The sequence below is a fragment of the Moraxella sp. genome, from assembly GCF_030525845.1.
In the GTDB taxonomy this organism is placed as follows: Bacteria; Pseudomonadota; Gammaproteobacteria; order Pseudomonadales; family Moraxellaceae; genus Moraxella.
Genome location: NZ_JAUNDY010000003.1, coordinates 7,083 through 22,377 on the forward strand (window position 1 = coordinate 7,083; position 15,295 = coordinate 22,377).

Here is a 15,295-nt window from a genome sequence, read left to right on the forward strand (position 1 = left end):
TACTGACAAGGCGTTACCCCCCCCCCCCCACTTTTTTTTTTGGTTTATATCCCAACAAGCCATCGCCCAAGCACAGCACTGACCGCACTTTCGGTTCGCAGTATTCGCTCGCCAAAAGTCAATGCCCTCACACCCACACTCTGCAAAAGCTCAATCTCATATGGCACAAATCCCCCCTCCGCTCCGATGATAACGACTTTTGGCAGGGTTTGCGCTTTTGTCAAAAACCCATCAAAACCCATCTGTGCATAAGGGTGAAAAACCACCGCCCTGCCACCCACCATCAACTGTGACAACTCATCTTGCACAAAGGGCTTAAACCGCTTGGCAAGTCTGATGGTCGGTGGCATGCTGTCCATGCCTTGTTGAAGCCCCTCCAACACAAACTCGTCAAGCCTAGCCAATAGAGGAGAACCCCAGTAGCTTTTGTCGGTGCGTACGCTATTGATGAGAATGATTTCGTTTACTCCAAAGGCTGTCATGTCCAACATCAGTCGCCGTAGCACCTTTGGTCGTGGCAAAGCAAGAATGACGGTAACACCCAGTTTGGGAGGCGGTGGTTGGTTTAGTAAGACATCTACCAACACACAACTCTCATCATCGAGCCGACCAATTTTACCCATTCCTAGATAACCACCCAACTCGCCAATTTTGAGGGTGTCGCCCACATCTGCCTTTAATACCGTCTTGATGTGCGTAAGTTGGTTAACATCGGTAATGATGGCGGTACCATCGGTGTGATTTATTGAGGCTTTGGGTAAAATTAATACGTTCATCATCACACCTTTAATACAGCCATTAAAAGCTCAAATTGCTCTTTATCCGCATTTGCTCTTTGTTTTGTCAATGCCTTTGCCGATTCTCCTGCCACACCAGCAGACTCTGGGTCGGTCAGCCATGCTTTGACGACCTCATACAGCCCCTCATCGTCAGTTTGGATAAGTCCGCCTACTGCCATCAAATCTGAGACGATGTCCGTACAGTTTTTGACGTACCGTCCCATGACAACAGGCGTACCGACGCTGGCAGGCTCAATGGGGTTATGCCCCCCTTTATCCACAAATGAACCACCTACCACCGCCACCTGACAGATGCCATACCACGCCAAAAGCTCGCCCATACTGTCTGCTAGATACACTTGGGTATCCCCAAAAATCGCCTCATCACAACTTCGCCGATGGCAAATGAACCCCTTGCACAACGTCGCCACTTCCTCAAAACGCTCTGGGTGACGTGGCACTAGGATAAGTAATGCATTTTCAGAATCCGCCAGTAGTTTTTGGTGCACATCAAGTGCCAACGCTTCCTCGCCTGCGTGCGTGCTTGCCATGACCCAGATGGGGCGGTTTTTGATGTGCCATGTCTGCATTTCATGATAAATCGGCAAATCATGACGTGCCTGAGTACACCATTTTAAAGAATATGCCCTACCCACCTTATCCGCCCTCGCCCCAAGAGCGATGAAATTATCACGACTGCTATCATCTTGGGCGATGATATAAGACAAGTTTGTCATCATGGCACGGCTAAGGCGTGAAAATTTTTGGTAACTAACAAAGGAGCTTTGGGTAAGTCTGGCATTTACCAGCACGCTAGGAATGTTATTTTTTGCCAAAAGATACAAAGTATTTGCCCAAAGTTCAGTTTCAATAAATATCGCCATCTTAAAAGATGTATGAGACAAAAACCGCCGAACCACTCCCACATCGTCCACAGGCACAAAACTGTGCTGAACACGCCCCCCAAGCTCATCACCAAACAGCTTATCCGCCCTTGCAAAACCAGTCTGAGTAGTGCTAGTTATCCACAGCCCAAAACCTGAATCTAGTAACATTTTTAGCAAAGGATAAGCGGTGTTTAATTCCCCAAGCGACACCGCATGACACCAAATTACCCCCCTAGCACCTGTGGGAGCAGGCAGATAATGATATCCAAACCTCTCGTTAATTTCACGCTCATAATAAGGAAGTTTGGCTCGTTTTCTGGCGAGTGATAAGCGGTATAGAGGCTTTGCAAAGGCAATAACAAAGCGATAATACCAAGGCGAATTTATGACCATATCCACCCTACAATATGATACTAAGCACAATAAGAAGCAACAACGCTCCCACGCTCACGCCCAAAAGTAGCATGCCATAGCGTTTGTCGGAGGCTTTTTCGGTGCGATAGCTGTCTTTTAGGACTTCTACTTGATTCATGTAGGCACAGACTTTTTTTGCCTCAGGGTGTCCGCCATCTGCCGATTTTTTTAGCCAATGTTCCCCCAACATCACGTCCATCGCCACACCGCCATCGTCCGCACGAAACCCCTGATAGTACAAGCGACTGAGCAGTTTTTGAGCTCGAATATCCCCAGCCTCGCTGGCTCTTTTGGTTAGCATGGTGGCTTTTGCTACATCTATACCCACGCCACGCCCTTCAAAATAATATAACGCCAAACGAAGCATGGCAGAGGTGTTGCCCTGCTTAATTAGCCCCACAAGCAAAGATAGAGCCTGCTTGCGGATATGTTGTTGTTGGTCGCTAAACGTGATATTATCTAGCAAGTCGCCTTTTGACAGCTTATCTTCGATGAATTCATCAAATTTATTAAGCGTCATACTCGCTCTTTGGTAATCGTGAACAGCGTCGCTGGGTGTGTTTATATTTTTCAAATCCTGATATGCCTCCAAAAAAAGCTTGGGTGTGTGCGAGGCCCTTGCTTTTTGCTTATAAGCTGATGGAGGCAAAACATGAGACTTTTGGGGTGTGCTTGATGTAGGATTTACAACGGAAGTTGGCATAGGGTTTTGAGGGCTTGGCGTGTTTTGTGAAGGCTGATTTGGAGCTTGGGGGATAGGCTCGGCAATGGAATTTGTGTTTGATGATACGTCTGTTTTGGGCGATTGGGAGGTTTGACAAAATAATGCTTTGGCATGATTGCTGCCGCCATCGCTACTTTGTAGAGCCTTAATTCGCTCAATAAAATCATGCACCGCCCAGTATAAGCTGTCTTCTGCCGTGCCTATTTTTTGTCCATCGTCATTTAAGTCTGAGGCAAACGCACGCTCCATAGAGCCAAACAATCGTGTGGCTATGATTGGCAAAATAAACAGCCTTGTCGCCACCTCACGCCCAGCAGGATTGACCCCCTGACACAGCACGCCAGCCCCATAATAAAAGTCATCCAATTCATCTGCCATCACAACCGAAGCAAAAGCCTCTTGCATGGACGAAAACAGGCGAGCATACACACGCCCAAAACCATCTGCGGTATAAATTGTCAGCTTGGGCTTAGGCATGGCAGTTGATTTTGCCAAAACTGATAACACCCCATCAATGACCGCCACCACATGATAAAATAGCACGACAAACAGCCGAGCAAAATCAGGGTGAGCCACTGCACGCTCCTCTGTGATGTTTTTGCCAGCCAAATCCGACTTAATCGCCGACAACAGTACGTCCACCACTTTTAGGCTGTCCAGATTTACCCCCCAAGTCGCCTCCTCTGCACCAGCAAGATTGGCAAGTCTTTGATGATAAGCGAAGTTTTTTCCGCCAGCAGGGATACTTTGCCACAGCCTAAGTACGTCATTATCAAATTCAAACTGAACAAAAGCACTCATGGCATATCCTTAATCATGTTATTTAAAAATTCTAGCACGTTTTTGGAGCTTACTTGCTCCTTTAAGCGAGTCAAATATCCATACGCCATCGTACGTCTATCAGAGGTAAGTGTGTTAAAGCGTGCCAACGCTGACAGCAGACGAGAGGCTAGCACAGGGTTTGTGTCATCTAATCTTGCCACAGCTGAGGTAAATAACGCCAAGCCCTCTTTTGTCCATAGTTGGGTGGGCTTGGTGGTTAGCCCCATCAAGGTGGTACGCACACGATTGGGGGTATGCCAATCATAATCTTCCCTATCCATCAGCCGTCCAATGTCTGCCACATCACGACTGTTTGCCTTTGCCTGCACGCTAAACCACGAATCAATGACCAGTGCTTCATCGCTAAATTCATCATAAAACGCCTGCACATATTCATCGGCACGCCCCAAATCAAACTCAATCATCGCAGATAACGCCCCCAACTTCTCACTCATGCATGTGGCATTATCGTACTGATGATAACTTAGCGGTTCGGCACGCTGTCGGTTTGTAGTTAACGCCAAGTCAAGCAAAACATTACGAAGCAATCGCACGCCACGAGCGTCAGGGCTGTCTACATATTCTGTGATTGGCAATTTATCATACCAAGCAAATATCTCATCAGACAGACCGTCTGCGATTTTTTGTTTGAGCGTATCTCTGATGTGCTTGACCTTATCAGGGTCATAATCATGCTCGTAGGCACTGGCAAGCTCTTTTTCGCCAGTCAAATCAAACAATCTGGCCGCCAACATGGGGTCGCTCTCTATTAATGTTGGTACACTTGTTTTTAGAGCGTCAATTAAAACATTGACATCATCAGAGCTTCCCATCAACAGACGCATGTTTAGGGTTTGCACCGCTTGCCAACGATTAAAACCCTGCTCCTCAAAGGCAATCAGCTTTGACAATTCCTCATCGCTACATACAAAATCCAACTGCACGGGTGCCGAAAAATTACGCAATACCGACACCACAGGACGAATATTTTGTGCGGTACAAATGCCCTCAAACACAAAACTGCCCTCCTCGTCAGTCAGATAGCACAGACGCTCTGCCAACATCTGCCCTGTGCTTTTATCAAATATCGCCACATCAATCGGCATGGGCAGTGCTTTTGGTTCATCTAACCCTGCAACACGGCGTGTCTTTTGACGAAAATTTAACACCACTTTATCATCAATAAAATCAAAATCCCCTGATAAAACTGGTGTACCCGCCTGACGATACCACGCCAAAAAGTCAAGCACCCTCTCATCGCCCACGCTCATCGCTGATAAAAAATCCTCGATGGTTACTGCTTGTCCATCATAACGGCGAAAATACTCGTCCATGCCCTGACGGAATTTTTGCTCGCCAAGTAGCGTGGCTATCATACGAACAATCTCTGCTCCTTTTTCGTACACGGTAGCAGTATAGAAGTTATTAATCTCCACAAAACTCTCAGGACGCACAGGGTGAGCCAGTACGCCAGCATCCTCAGGAAACTGCGTGGCACGAAGCACCGCCACGTCCTCGATACGCTGAACTGCCTTTGAGCGATGACTGCCCGAAAATGACTGGTCTCGATATACTGTCAAACCCTCTTTTAAACAAAGCTGAAACCAATCACGGCAGGTAATGCGGTTGCCCGTCCAATTATGAAAATACTCATGAGCAATCACGGAACGCACATAAAAACTTCGCTCATCGGTGGTCGTCTTGGGCGTGGATAGCACACATGAGGTATTAAAGATGTTTAGTCCCTTATTTTCCATCGCCCCCATGTTAAATTGTCCTGTGGCGACAATCATATAACGGTCAAGGTCATATGCTCGCCCATAATGTACCTCGTCCCACACCATCGCATCTTTTAGGGCGGTCATGGCGACATGGCACTTATCAATATCATGTGGCACAGCATAAATTTCCAGCAAAACCTCACGCCCCTCCATTGTCGTAAAACGGTCGGTCAGCACCGCAAAGTTACCTATCACGCAGGCAAACAGGTAGCTGGGCTTTTTGGTGGGGTCATGCCAAATGGCAAAATGCCTATCCTCTCCCACATCGCCCATCTCCACCAAATTCCCATTAGCAAGTAGCGTGGCAAATCGCTTAGGTGCCTCCACCCTTGTGGTGTACTCACACAGTACATCAGGGCGGTCAGGAAAAAAGGTAATTTTGCGAAAGCCCTCAGGCTCACACTGGGTAACAAACATCAACTCCCTACCCACGCCAGCTTGATACAGCCCCTCTAAGGCGGTGTTAGTCTGTGGCGTGATCTTTACTTGCGTTGCTACCGAAAAACGCTCGCCCCAGCCCTCTTGCACACGGATGGTTAGTTGCTCATCATCTTGATGATAATCCGACTCCGAAAGTGCCTCATCATTGACACTTACCGCCTGCAAATCCAGCTCTCGCCCAAACAGCGTCAGCGTCTCATGCTGATTGCTTTTGGGGTTTTTGCTTACCGTCATGACCGCCCCTACTGTGGCATATTCCTCAAACAAACGAATGTCTAAGTAAATATCATCAACCAAAAACGCAGGTGGCGTATAATCTTTTAGGTAAATCTTTTGGGGGGTTTTGTTGGCGGTGGTAGAAAGGTCGCTCATGAGACACTCGATGTAAAATAATAAAAATAACGTATCATACTACCAAATTTTTATGCCCAAAAAAAGAGTGTTTTGCAAAATCCGTCAAGCGGTGCGATTTTAATCATAAGAATTATACGCCCAAACACCGCCCATTAAATCCATTTACGATAAGAAAATTATCACAACAAAAGCTTCTTCATCCAAAATCCCAAAAAAAATCCGCTGAGTATACCCAAAAATAACCCCCAAATGACTTGTCAAAAAACCATAATTTTGTCATCATAGCACAATAATTTTCACTTAATTTTGCAAATTGTCATTAAATAGCAAAATGTGATAAAATACAGCGATTTCTTAGTTTTATGTTTTTTTCAAAGGAGCAATTATGCTTACTTCTAAAATCTCAAAAGCTTTGGTACTGGCTTTGACAGCGGGCACCTTGATGGTAACAGGCTGTGCCAGCAAAAAACCAAAATCACAAGTGGTGGTTGCTCCATTGGGTAGCGGTCATGGCGGTGGTTATACTGGCGGTGCATTGGTTAACAACTCAGACGCCATCAGAAATGCCGCTCGTAGCCTACAAAACGTGGTTCATTTTGACTTCAACTCTGATGCCATTCGCTCTGATGCTGCCGCCATTCTTGATCGCCAAGCACAGTTTTTAAATGCCAATCAAGGTGCCAGAGTGCAGATTGCAGGGCATACCGATGAGCGTGGCACTCGTGAATACAACATGTCTTTGGGCGAGCGTCGTGCTGCTGCCGTACGTAGCTATCTTGCCAGCAAAGGCGTGAACACCGCTAATGTTGAAATCATCAGTTTCGGCGAAGAACAGCCTGTTGCCACAGGTTCAAACGAAGCTTCATGGTCTCAAAACCGCCGTGCCGAACTTAGCTACTAATTTACACACACCAAAGCCCACTTTCTCAAGTGGGCTTTTTATTTGTTAATTTTAAAATAAAAAAACAGCCCCATCAGGAGCTGTTTTGGCAATCACACAATAAAGGCGATTAGAAGCGGTAGGTTGCACCCACTTTAAAGATTGGGTACCAAGAGATGTTATTGTCGTTGATTTTTTCTCTTAAATCACGTTCTAACTCCTCTACTGTACCGCCAGTAATTTGGGCATCGGTGGCAACCTCAACTTGGGTTTTGTATTTGCCAGTATATGCCGCACCTACTTCCCCAAAGAAGCCCAAACGGTTTAGGCTGTTGGTATTTGGCTTAACACCGATGGTTAGGTATGGTGCTAGGGCATTACCAGATTTGGCTCTAACCTGAACATCGCCTTTTACTTGGTATTCTTTACCATCAACGGTAATTTTGGCAAGCTCATCAGAGGTAAGTGTAGCCGTGAAATTGTTGTCTTGGAAAATCATGCCCGTACCCACAGTAAACTGATTTTTCCATGGACGTAGGTTAACACCAACATAAGGGTTGCTTAGGTCAACATCTAGATTTAGCCTACCAGTATAATCGCCCCACTCATCGCCCAATACTTTATTCCAGTTGATGATGGAGTCGTTACCACCAATGTCAGCATTGATGTCAAATTTAGCACCATTCCAACCTGCCACCACCTCTGTGGATTCGTTGGCTGACCATGCAATGCTCGCACCATAACCTAGTGTGCCCACCTCAACATTGACCGCACCTGGCTTAGATAGAGTGGTAAATACTGTCTTACCACCATCTACGATGGTACTACCTGCATCTGCAATGGTATCGCCCACATCAGAAATCACACCAGCCATTGCTACATTAGAAAGCACCGCAGTAGCTACCAAAGCACTTAATTTAAAAAGCTTCATTACATTCTCCACATTGGTTAAAAACAACAACTAAGATAGCTTTCTTAGTCTTTCCACTCATCGCCTGTACCACACTGGGTGCTTCGGCATTTTACCCCTTGATGATTATAGGTAAGCGTCCCATCATCTGCCATCATCGTACCAGAGACGGGTGTTGCTGTTAACGTCCAGCCCGTAACACGCCCACTGTCATCATTAACGGTAGTCATTTGCGTAGTATAAAGTGTCACGCCTGTTTTTGGGAAGTTTCCTTGATAATCGCCTGTATTGACACGAGAGTACGACCCCTGAGCCAACTTGGCGGACTCTATTTTGCCACCCATTGAGGTCAGCTCCGCCATCATATCAGCACGCTTGGTTTTGATGACATATTTTTGGTAGTTGGGGTAGGCGATGGCAGATAATACACCAATAATTGCTACTGCAATCACAAGCTCAATAAGCGTAAAGCCCTTTTGATTTACCATGACTCCACTCCTGCACCTGTACAATCGGTTGTATAACTAAAATCTGATTCCATACTACGACATCTTTGACCTGTACTTGACAAAAAGTACTTATACTTAATAGCAGACATCGCTTCATCATTTGGCGTTGCCAACATAACCCACTGACTACCATTAGCATCAGCATCGCCCAATGCTCTACCCTCCACATCAGTAATAGCAATGATATAACGGTTTTTGGTGTCATTGGTGTGGACGGTCTTAGAACCGTCCTCATAGGCGTATGACTCTGTGCCACCAGAGATTTTTTTAGGAGCAAAACCTTTATAAGTCAGACGGCTAGAACGATACCGCTCCATCTCCATAGACAGCGACTGCATTCTTGCTACTGCCTGAGCTTCGGCATTACGGACAATATAGCGAGTGTACGAGCCGTAAGCAATGGAAGCAAGTACCGCCAATATTGCCAAAGCTATCACTAACTCAACCAGCGTAAATCCTTGATTATGTTTCATGGCTCACCTTAGTTACTCTTCGTGCTATTGTCATACCAGCGTTGCGGCTGCATTACAAAGCGTGAATCAAATAGAATGATTGGCATAGAGCCATCGCCACCGGTAGCTGTCGTATCGCTACTTTGATTTTTTAGGCTGCTATCTGATACGCCTTCGCCATAGTCGATGCGGTTGCTAACGCTACCATTTTCGCCAACAAGAGATTCATTTACTGCCACACTTGAAATCAGAACACGCTGATTTCTACCTGTCGCTGTATCGCTGACTGGACCTAAGGTCAACTCTCTAATGCCTTGACCTGCTGACAAGAAGCCACCACGACCATTTTTTGAACTATCACTCATACATACCCCAAATGGCAGGCAGTACATTTGGTATTCAGAACCACCAATGATAGACGAAACACATGCGTTGGTTTCACCATAACTCTTATCAGGGTTGTATACAGAAGTGTACAACAGAGATGAAATCACTTCAGACTTGCCAATACCCTTAGTATACTTAACGTTAGTATAGCCATCAAAGTAGCTCAATGGATAGTACCAACCTTTCTTGCTCTTAACATTTTCAATCTTTTTCTCTTTGGTGTTATCAGTGGTAATCGCCGAAGACAAATCCTCCAAAGTGCTAGAACTTACATCTTTTACTGACAATGTCGCATTATCGCCATAAAAGTCAGCATTGGATAGACCGATGTCTGTATCCATGATGCCGTACACTCTATCAGCATTCGCTTGCGTCTCACGCATGGTGGAGGTTGGGTTACTTCTATCGCCTGAAATGGCATTAATAAGCACAAAACGACGACCACCATTATAGCTACTATCACTATATACACTCAATACAGGCTTTTCGTAGAAACGACGCACGTACTTACTAACCACCTCGCTGTCTCGTTTTAGGATACGAGTTACACGATTGGGGATACCATTTGAGGTGCTGGTAGCATCGGCACGGAAAATCTGACCACCCAAGTCTGCAAAATAAATAGCGTCAATATAACCATCGCCGTTTCTATCAATGGTGTTTACCTCACCGACGATACTGTGCTTGATGTCGCTGTGGGTAGTAGAAGCACCCTCGGTATTTGAGCTGTTAGATGCCGACCAAATCAAACTGCCCGTCTTGGCATCAACCATATAAACAGCGTTACCCACCGCTTGGGTTTTGGCATTACATGATTCGCCTCGCTGATTGGAGGCAATACCATAGCTGCCTGATAGATCTACCTGAAACTCTGCGTTTTCGTAGCATAAATCATAGCCACCGCCAAAGATAAGTACGTCTTTGGCATTGCCTTGTGCATCCCTAATCTTAGCAGAAACTGGCTTACTCCAAATCTGACCTAAGCGACCAAATCCAGCGGTGTTTGGCGTGAGGGCAAATGCCAGAGTTGGTGTGGTAGAGCTACTCTTGCCTAGATTTAGACCGTATAGACCCTCGCCACCTAGACGTAGACCACCATAGGCATAGATGTCCTCAGATGGCACCATTGCAGACTGCTGATAATCTGCCTCGTAAGAAGCTGCCACATGCCAAGGTGCATCAACACCAAACTTAGGATAACCAGTATTTACAGCATCTTGAGAGCCTCTTTCTAGGGCAGAAGGCTGTGTTTGAATCATAACCTTAGGAATAAAGGCAAACTTCTCTGTGCCGCCCCCATCGCTTGCATCTTTGGCGTCAACCACGTGCAACGCACCGTCCATTGAGCCATATACCAAATAGTCCTCACGAGACGTTACCTGACTGTTTGCGTCTATCGTACCCTTGTAAGATAATAGTGCAGGCACTGAGTGAGGGCTAGCACCCATGACTTTTATCTCTTGGGCTTGTCTAGTAAGTGTCGCCGCATAAAGATTTGAAATGGCATTCACAGTGGCAGTATCAAAGCCCAGGAATTTGAGTAGATACTTGACATTTGTACTAGTATATGTTGCTCTATCCCTAAAATCATTGGTGGCAGAATAACGCTGACCATCTAGGATAATATGGCCTTGTGTATTTACACCAAACTGACGAAGCACTGGCTTGCCATCTGCCCCTGTATCCTCGACATAGACGGTGCGGACGTTATTTACAGTGGTATTTGGGCTGGCAAGATGACTGTATACACCACCTACCGTTACCAAGTCATTACCTGAGGCACTATTACTCCATAGGTCTTGCACGTTACTGTTTAGCGAGCCATCATCTTTATAGAGACGAACTTTTTCGTAAGTACCCGAGCTGCTAGCTCGCTTGCCGTATGGCGTACCAGCGTCCAACGTGTACTTTTTGAGGTTACCTGGCCAGATGGTGTCCTTATCAGAAGCCCTAGCTTCAATCGTTGGCATATAAGCTATCGCCTGCTGGGCAGAGATACTGTACGGGTCATCAGGAATGCTGATCGTCCCTGAGATAGATGGAGGTATCTCTGTTTGGAGGCTCTTAGCAAAACTAATCACGTTATTTTTGAGAGCTTCTGAGTCCGAAGTCGCCAAAAAGCCACCCTCGCCATAGCCATAACCTCTCTCGCCCCAACGGCATAGGTTACGAGCATCCGCTGAGTTCAGTGCATCACAATTCGTTACTTGAACCTCTTCACCATCAACGATTTTGGTCACGGTAGATGTAGAGTTTTGGTGGAACTCATAACCAAAGCCCACCGTTGCTGTCTTGATGGGTTGTCCCAAGGGGTTGTTGGTTGAATTGAGTCGTTTAGCAAAAGAAGCAACCGCCGTCCAACTCCTATCGCCAGCACTGCCTGTTTCATCAGGCATCACTGTGTCATAGGAGAAAGCAGAATTTAGAGCTCTACCCATATAAGTAGCAATGGCATTATCACCGTCGTTAGGAGCACCATCTGTCAAGAAGTAGATACCGTTACCGTTACATTCATCGTCCTTAATGGGCGAGTCATAGGTCTTACCATCTGCTTTTTTGGAGTCAGCCACCGACCACTGGATACCCGGTCTGTCATCTGCAGGTGTTGTTCTGCGATAGCCTTTTATTTCTTGGGCGAAAGTAACCGAAGTATCACAAGTAGGATTAATGGATACACTGGTAGGAATTCTACCATTTACCAGCTCAATTACCCTAGGTGCTCCCATGCCCTGAGCAACACATGTCGCTAAGCTACTACCAGTAGTGATGGCATGGGTTGCATTCACAAAAAACGAAGGGTCTAGCTGAGAAATATATGGCGTTGAAGTAAAGGTGTTGTTATATTGATCGACAAACCAACCATCTGGATAGGGGTATATGCTAGTCACTGGGTTGGTGCTTAGTGGAGTCATTAACCCTGTCGCATTCGGACCATAATACGAACCATACACCATATTCAAATTCCATTTACTGACACTAGGAGTCCAATTCGCTACCATTTTTGGTATATAACGTGCCGACACTGTATCTGATAGATCCCCAGTAGCTGTACCAAACATATAAGCTGCTGCATCAGAGTACGCCAGTGCTGTTGGTGTACGACCACCACTGGATAGTTTTGCTACTTCTTGCATGATTCGCCAGCGATGGGCATCCGTTAGCTTGTGTGCTGGCACGAGTATACGAGAGGTACTATAACGCACATCAGAGTACACACCAACACCCATTCTATAATCTTCAGACAGGTTGTTGCTATCAGACACTAAGTTTAATATGGCATCTTTTAACGTAGCAAGACGATCCACCAAAACGATTTGTTGCCTATTAATGGTAGGCGTGCACTGCCGCATATAAACCTGTACTTTACCAGAGATATTCTCTTCGGTACCATCATCGTGTTTAATCTTTGTGATGGTATTACCATTAGCATCTTTTAGCGTATAAGTGCGAAATGTTGAAATATTGGTTGTACTATATTGTCGACCATTATAGTCGCAAGCACCCATCGAACCTGAAATATCAAGCATCATAGTTAGTACAGCCGCACCACCCTTGGCGGCTTCGTAGATTTCTAGGTCGCCGATGGCTTTGGTCTTGGCATGAGCGGTAGCCGTTGCCATCAAAGCGGTACTAACTGCAAAGACTAGGGATTTGATGGTGGGTGTGTAAGTGGTTTTTTTTAGTTTTTTCATTGTCTTATCTCACGTTTAGTTTAGGCAAAGCAGGCGAGTAGCCCCACTACTGTCTGTGCCCGTCTGAGCTGAACTACTCCCAAAATCAACACACGCTTGGGCGGTAGTAGTATGTGAAATGTCAGCAAGCTGATATACTTGCGTTTGAGGCACACCTCTATCCTCTAAGCATGAGGCGATGTCCTCTGTCTCAGTACTACCACTAAAACATGTACTCACGTCTGACTTGCTAGAATAGGCAGGGATAGCGGCAGTAGAATTAATCTCAAACTGCTTGCTTTTACTGGTCTTGCTGTTAATATCCTGACCTGTGGCATAACCTGATAGCGGTGCAACCTCTACTGATGAGTGCTCATTGACTGGCTGAATACTCACTTGGCTGACCATCACATCACGACTGCTGGTGTATCTCATGTTGGAGCCATTGGCACAGTACCCACTACCAGCTCCGACTGTGCCTGTACCTGACTTAATCGTCGCAGAATTTACCAAATAGGATAAGTCGCTACCTGTCTGGCAATAAATCAGCTCTTGGTGGTCTCTGGTATCATCGGAGTAAAAATACCCAATAAAACCATTGGTGTTTTCTACCAGTTTTTGGTAGTCGGCATTACTGGTATCGCCGTTAATGATGGTTTCAAGTTTTTGGTTGGCGTTATCAGCGGTTTGCAACAGCACGGTGTTAATTTGATCGCTGGTCGCCACTTGTAAATCTGTACGGCTTTGACGCACTGCCAATGCCCCCGCTACCATCACAAGGAGCAGGACAAGCAACACAACGATTAACGTTGCCCCTTGTTGCTCTCTTAGGTTGATTGATTGCTTCATCACTACTCCGTCTTAGTTAATATTAATGCCTGTGTCATTGGCGTGATAACTGATGGCTCGTGCATTTCTAAGCAAGGTGGTCGTCTCAAAGGTATTACGCACGAAGTTTGTGCTAACACCGCCATTGATTGTCTCACTCTGTCCTAGCAAAGTAAACTCGGATAGACCCTCCAAGCCTGTCATCGGTGTACTACCACGTGCGATAATACCCGCTCGTATCATGACAATTTGAGGTTTATTAGCAGCAGACAAAGCCTTGTAGTTATCTGCGGTATAAAAACGAATTGTTGTCCCACCACTAGTAATGGTCTGCACCCCAATCAAGTAACGGAACAAATCCACGTCAGAGATAAGCTCCACGCCATCATCACCGAAGTTGGATAAAGCACCACCACTAAACGTACCTGCATCACACGCCAGTACTAGATTGCCGTTGGCACCATTACGTACAAAATAACGCTCAATACTGCGAGCCTTATCCGCTACTTCATTGCCCTCACAGTCATATATCGCAAAGCCTGTTTCATTGGTAAACTGAATGGTCAGCTGGTCGCTACCTGTGGCGGTGTTCGAAGAACCTGTACCTGTGTTTGAGTGCAGTGCTGTATCCGTAACAGCAGAGGCATTGGCAGATGTCAGTACAATACCGCTGTTGTCGGTCGCATCGGTAATGCTTGTAACATCGCTACCTAAGTTCGCTAGACGCAGACGAGCCTCCAAAGGCTGTACACCAAACATACTGGCACTTTGCATTTCGCTACCACTTCTTTGGGTGGCAAGGTTGCGATAATTAGCAAGATAAACCCCCACCGCCGCAGCGATGATAATAAGCCCCAAAGCCATGGCAATCATCAACTCAATCATCGTGAAGCCATGCTGTGTCGTTGTTTTTTTCATTAATATGCCTCCATGATGAAGCAAGTCGCTCGTGCCTGATACAAGCCGTTGGCATTGGCACATGAGTTAGTATTGCCATTAAAATCTGGCTGTGTATCGCCCCAACTTACTATCATGCATTGTCTTGTTTGGTTGCCTGATGTGCCAGCACAAGTATCGATGTTAATTTGAACCTCGTTATCAAAGGCGTAGTTATGCAGCATGGTGGCATCGTACTGTGCCAATTCAGCAAAGGTACAATCATTGTCCATGCAATCAGTGTCAGGCGTAGCTTTGGACTGACCTTGCAGGCTATTTAGTTGGCTTTTGAAGTCGTCAATGACATCATGGTGCAGTCGCATGACCTCAGCACCACTACGCATGACGGTCATCGCACGGCTACGCAGGATACTCTCGTCAGTTGTTCTAAGAGCATTCATTTGCAATGCACTAAACCCCAAAATTGCCACTGCCAAAATCAGGAGTGCCACTAAGACCTCTATCAAACCAATACCCGCTTGGTGTTGCTGGGAAGTTAATTTCATCTCATGTTCTCCTG

Annotated in this window: 12 protein-coding genes; 1 reads left to right on the top strand and 11 read right to left on the bottom strand. The window is 46.0% G+C overall.

What is annotated here, in order from left to right:
• Positions 1 to 44: 44 nt before the first annotated feature.
• From Q4B79_RS01800 to pepN, 4 genes are read right to left on the bottom strand one after another with little or no spacing between them, the layout of a single operon-like run.
• Complete coding sequence (locus tag Q4B79_RS01800; protein ID WP_303084715.1) at positions 45 to 776, bottom strand: 16S rRNA (uracil(1498)-N(3))-methyltransferase; 732 nt, start codon at positions 774 to 776, stop codon at positions 45 to 47.
• Between the two features lie 2 nt (positions 777 to 778).
• Positions 779 to 2,059: a 3-deoxy-D-manno-octulosonic acid transferase gene (locus tag Q4B79_RS01805; protein ID WP_303084716.1), complete on the bottom strand. Its 1,281-nt coding sequence runs from the start codon at positions 2,057 to 2,059 to the stop codon at positions 779 to 781.
• 7 nt (positions 2,060 to 2,066) lie between these two features.
• Complete coding sequence (locus tag Q4B79_RS01810; protein ID WP_303084717.1) at positions 2,067 to 3,605, bottom strand: hypothetical protein; 1,539 nt, start codon at positions 3,603 to 3,605, stop codon at positions 2,067 to 2,069.
• Complete coding sequence (pepN, locus tag Q4B79_RS01815) at positions 3,602 to 6,220, bottom strand: aminopeptidase N (protein WP_303084718.1); 2,619 nt, start codon at positions 6,218 to 6,220, stop codon at positions 3,602 to 3,604. The genes Q4B79_RS01810 and pepN overlap by 4 nt, the downstream gene beginning before the upstream one ends.
• Positions 6,221 to 6,587: 367 nt before the next feature.
• On the opposite strand from pepN, the gene pal reads away from it, so the two are divergent.
• Positions 6,588 to 7,103 (top strand): peptidoglycan-associated lipoprotein Pal, encoded by a 516-nt coding sequence (gene pal, locus Q4B79_RS01820; RefSeq protein ID WP_303084719.1) that lies wholly within the window; start codon positions 6,588 to 6,590, stop codon positions 7,101 to 7,103.
• Between the two features lie 109 nt (positions 7,104 to 7,212).
• On the opposite strand, the gene Q4B79_RS01825 is transcribed toward pal, so the two are convergent.
• Genes Q4B79_RS01825 through pilV form a run of 7 tightly spaced genes read right to left on the bottom strand, consistent with a single transcriptional unit; the run spans position 7,213 to position 15,281 of the window.
• Positions 7,213 to 8,013: a hypothetical protein gene (locus Q4B79_RS01825; protein ID WP_303084720.1), complete on the bottom strand. Its 801-nt coding sequence runs from the start codon at positions 8,011 to 8,013 to the stop codon at positions 7,213 to 7,215.
• Positions 8,014 to 8,057: 44 nt separating this feature from the next.
• Positions 8,058 to 8,480 (bottom strand): type IV pilin protein, encoded by a 423-nt coding sequence (locus Q4B79_RS01830; protein ID WP_303084721.1) that lies wholly within the window; start codon positions 8,478 to 8,480, stop codon positions 8,058 to 8,060.
• Positions 8,474 to 8,974, bottom strand: a complete 501-nt coding sequence (locus tag Q4B79_RS01835) for a type IV pilin protein (protein WP_303084722.1) — start codon at positions 8,972 to 8,974, stop codon at positions 8,474 to 8,476. Before Q4B79_RS01835 ends, Q4B79_RS01830 begins: the two co-directional genes overlap by 7 nt.
• Positions 8,975 to 8,982: 8 nt before the next feature.
• The gene (locus Q4B79_RS01840) at positions 8,983 to 13,032 is read right to left on the bottom strand and encodes a hypothetical protein (protein ID WP_303084723.1); all 4,050 of its coding nucleotides are present in this window, start codon (positions 13,030 to 13,032) and stop codon (positions 8,983 to 8,985) included.
• 15 nt (positions 13,033 to 13,047) lie between these two features.
• Positions 13,048 to 13,860, bottom strand: coding sequence for a pilus assembly protein PilX (locus Q4B79_RS01845; RefSeq protein WP_303084724.1), 813 nt, complete (start codon positions 13,858 to 13,860; stop codon positions 13,048 to 13,050).
• A 12-nt stretch (positions 13,861 to 13,872) separates the two neighbouring features.
• The gene (locus Q4B79_RS01850) at positions 13,873 to 14,757 is read right to left on the bottom strand and encodes a PilW family protein (protein ID WP_303084725.1); all 885 of its coding nucleotides are present in this window, start codon (positions 14,755 to 14,757) and stop codon (positions 13,873 to 13,875) included.
• Positions 14,757 to 15,281 carry a type IV pilus modification protein PilV gene (pilV, locus tag Q4B79_RS01855; protein ID WP_303084726.1) on the bottom strand — a complete coding sequence of 175 codons (525 nt, stop codon included), beginning with the start codon at positions 15,279 to 15,281 and terminating at the stop codon, positions 14,757 to 14,759. Before pilV ends, Q4B79_RS01850 begins: the two co-directional genes overlap by 1 nt.
• Positions 15,282 to 15,295 lie beyond the last annotated feature (14 nt).

Coding starts and splice junctions, on each gene's coding strand:
- Q4B79_RS01805 (WP_303084716.1), bottom strand. CDS start 2,059: ATGGTCATAAATTCGCCTTGGTATTATCGCTTTGTTATTGCCTTTGCA.
- Q4B79_RS01845 (WP_303084724.1), bottom strand. CDS start 13,860: ATGAAGCAATCAATCAACCTAAGAGAGCAACAAGGGGCAACGTTAATC.
- Q4B79_RS01835 (WP_303084722.1), bottom strand. CDS start 8,974: ATGAAACATAATCAAGGATTTACGCTGGTTGAGTTAGTGATAGCTTTG.
- pal (WP_303084719.1), top strand. CDS start 6,588: ATGCTTACTTCTAAAATCTCAAAAGCTTTGGTACTGGCTTTGACAGCG.
- Q4B79_RS01810 (WP_303084717.1), bottom strand. CDS start 3,605: ATGAGTGCTTTTGTTCAGTTTGAATTTGATAATGACGTACTTAGGCTG.
- Q4B79_RS01840 (WP_303084723.1), bottom strand. CDS start 13,032: ATGAAAAAACTAAAAAAAACCACTTACACACCCACCATCAAATCCCTA.
- Q4B79_RS01850 (WP_303084725.1), bottom strand. CDS start 14,757: ATGAAAAAAACAACGACACAGCATGGCTTCACGATGATTGAGTTGATG.
- Q4B79_RS01830 (WP_303084721.1), bottom strand. CDS start 8,480: ATGGTAAATCAAAAGGGCTTTACGCTTATTGAGCTTGTGATTGCAGTA.
- pepN (WP_303084718.1), bottom strand. CDS start 6,220: ATGAGCGACCTTTCTACCACCGCCAACAAAACCCCCCAAAAGATTTAC.
- pilV (WP_303084726.1), bottom strand. CDS start 15,281: ATGAAATTAACTTCCCAGCAACACCAAGCGGGTATTGGTTTGATAGAG.
- Q4B79_RS01825 (WP_303084720.1), bottom strand. CDS start 8,013: ATGAAGCTTTTTAAATTAAGTGCTTTGGTAGCTACTGCGGTGCTTTCT.
- Q4B79_RS01800 (WP_303084715.1), bottom strand. CDS start 776: ATGAACGTATTAATTTTACCCAAAGCCTCAATAAATCACACCGATGGT.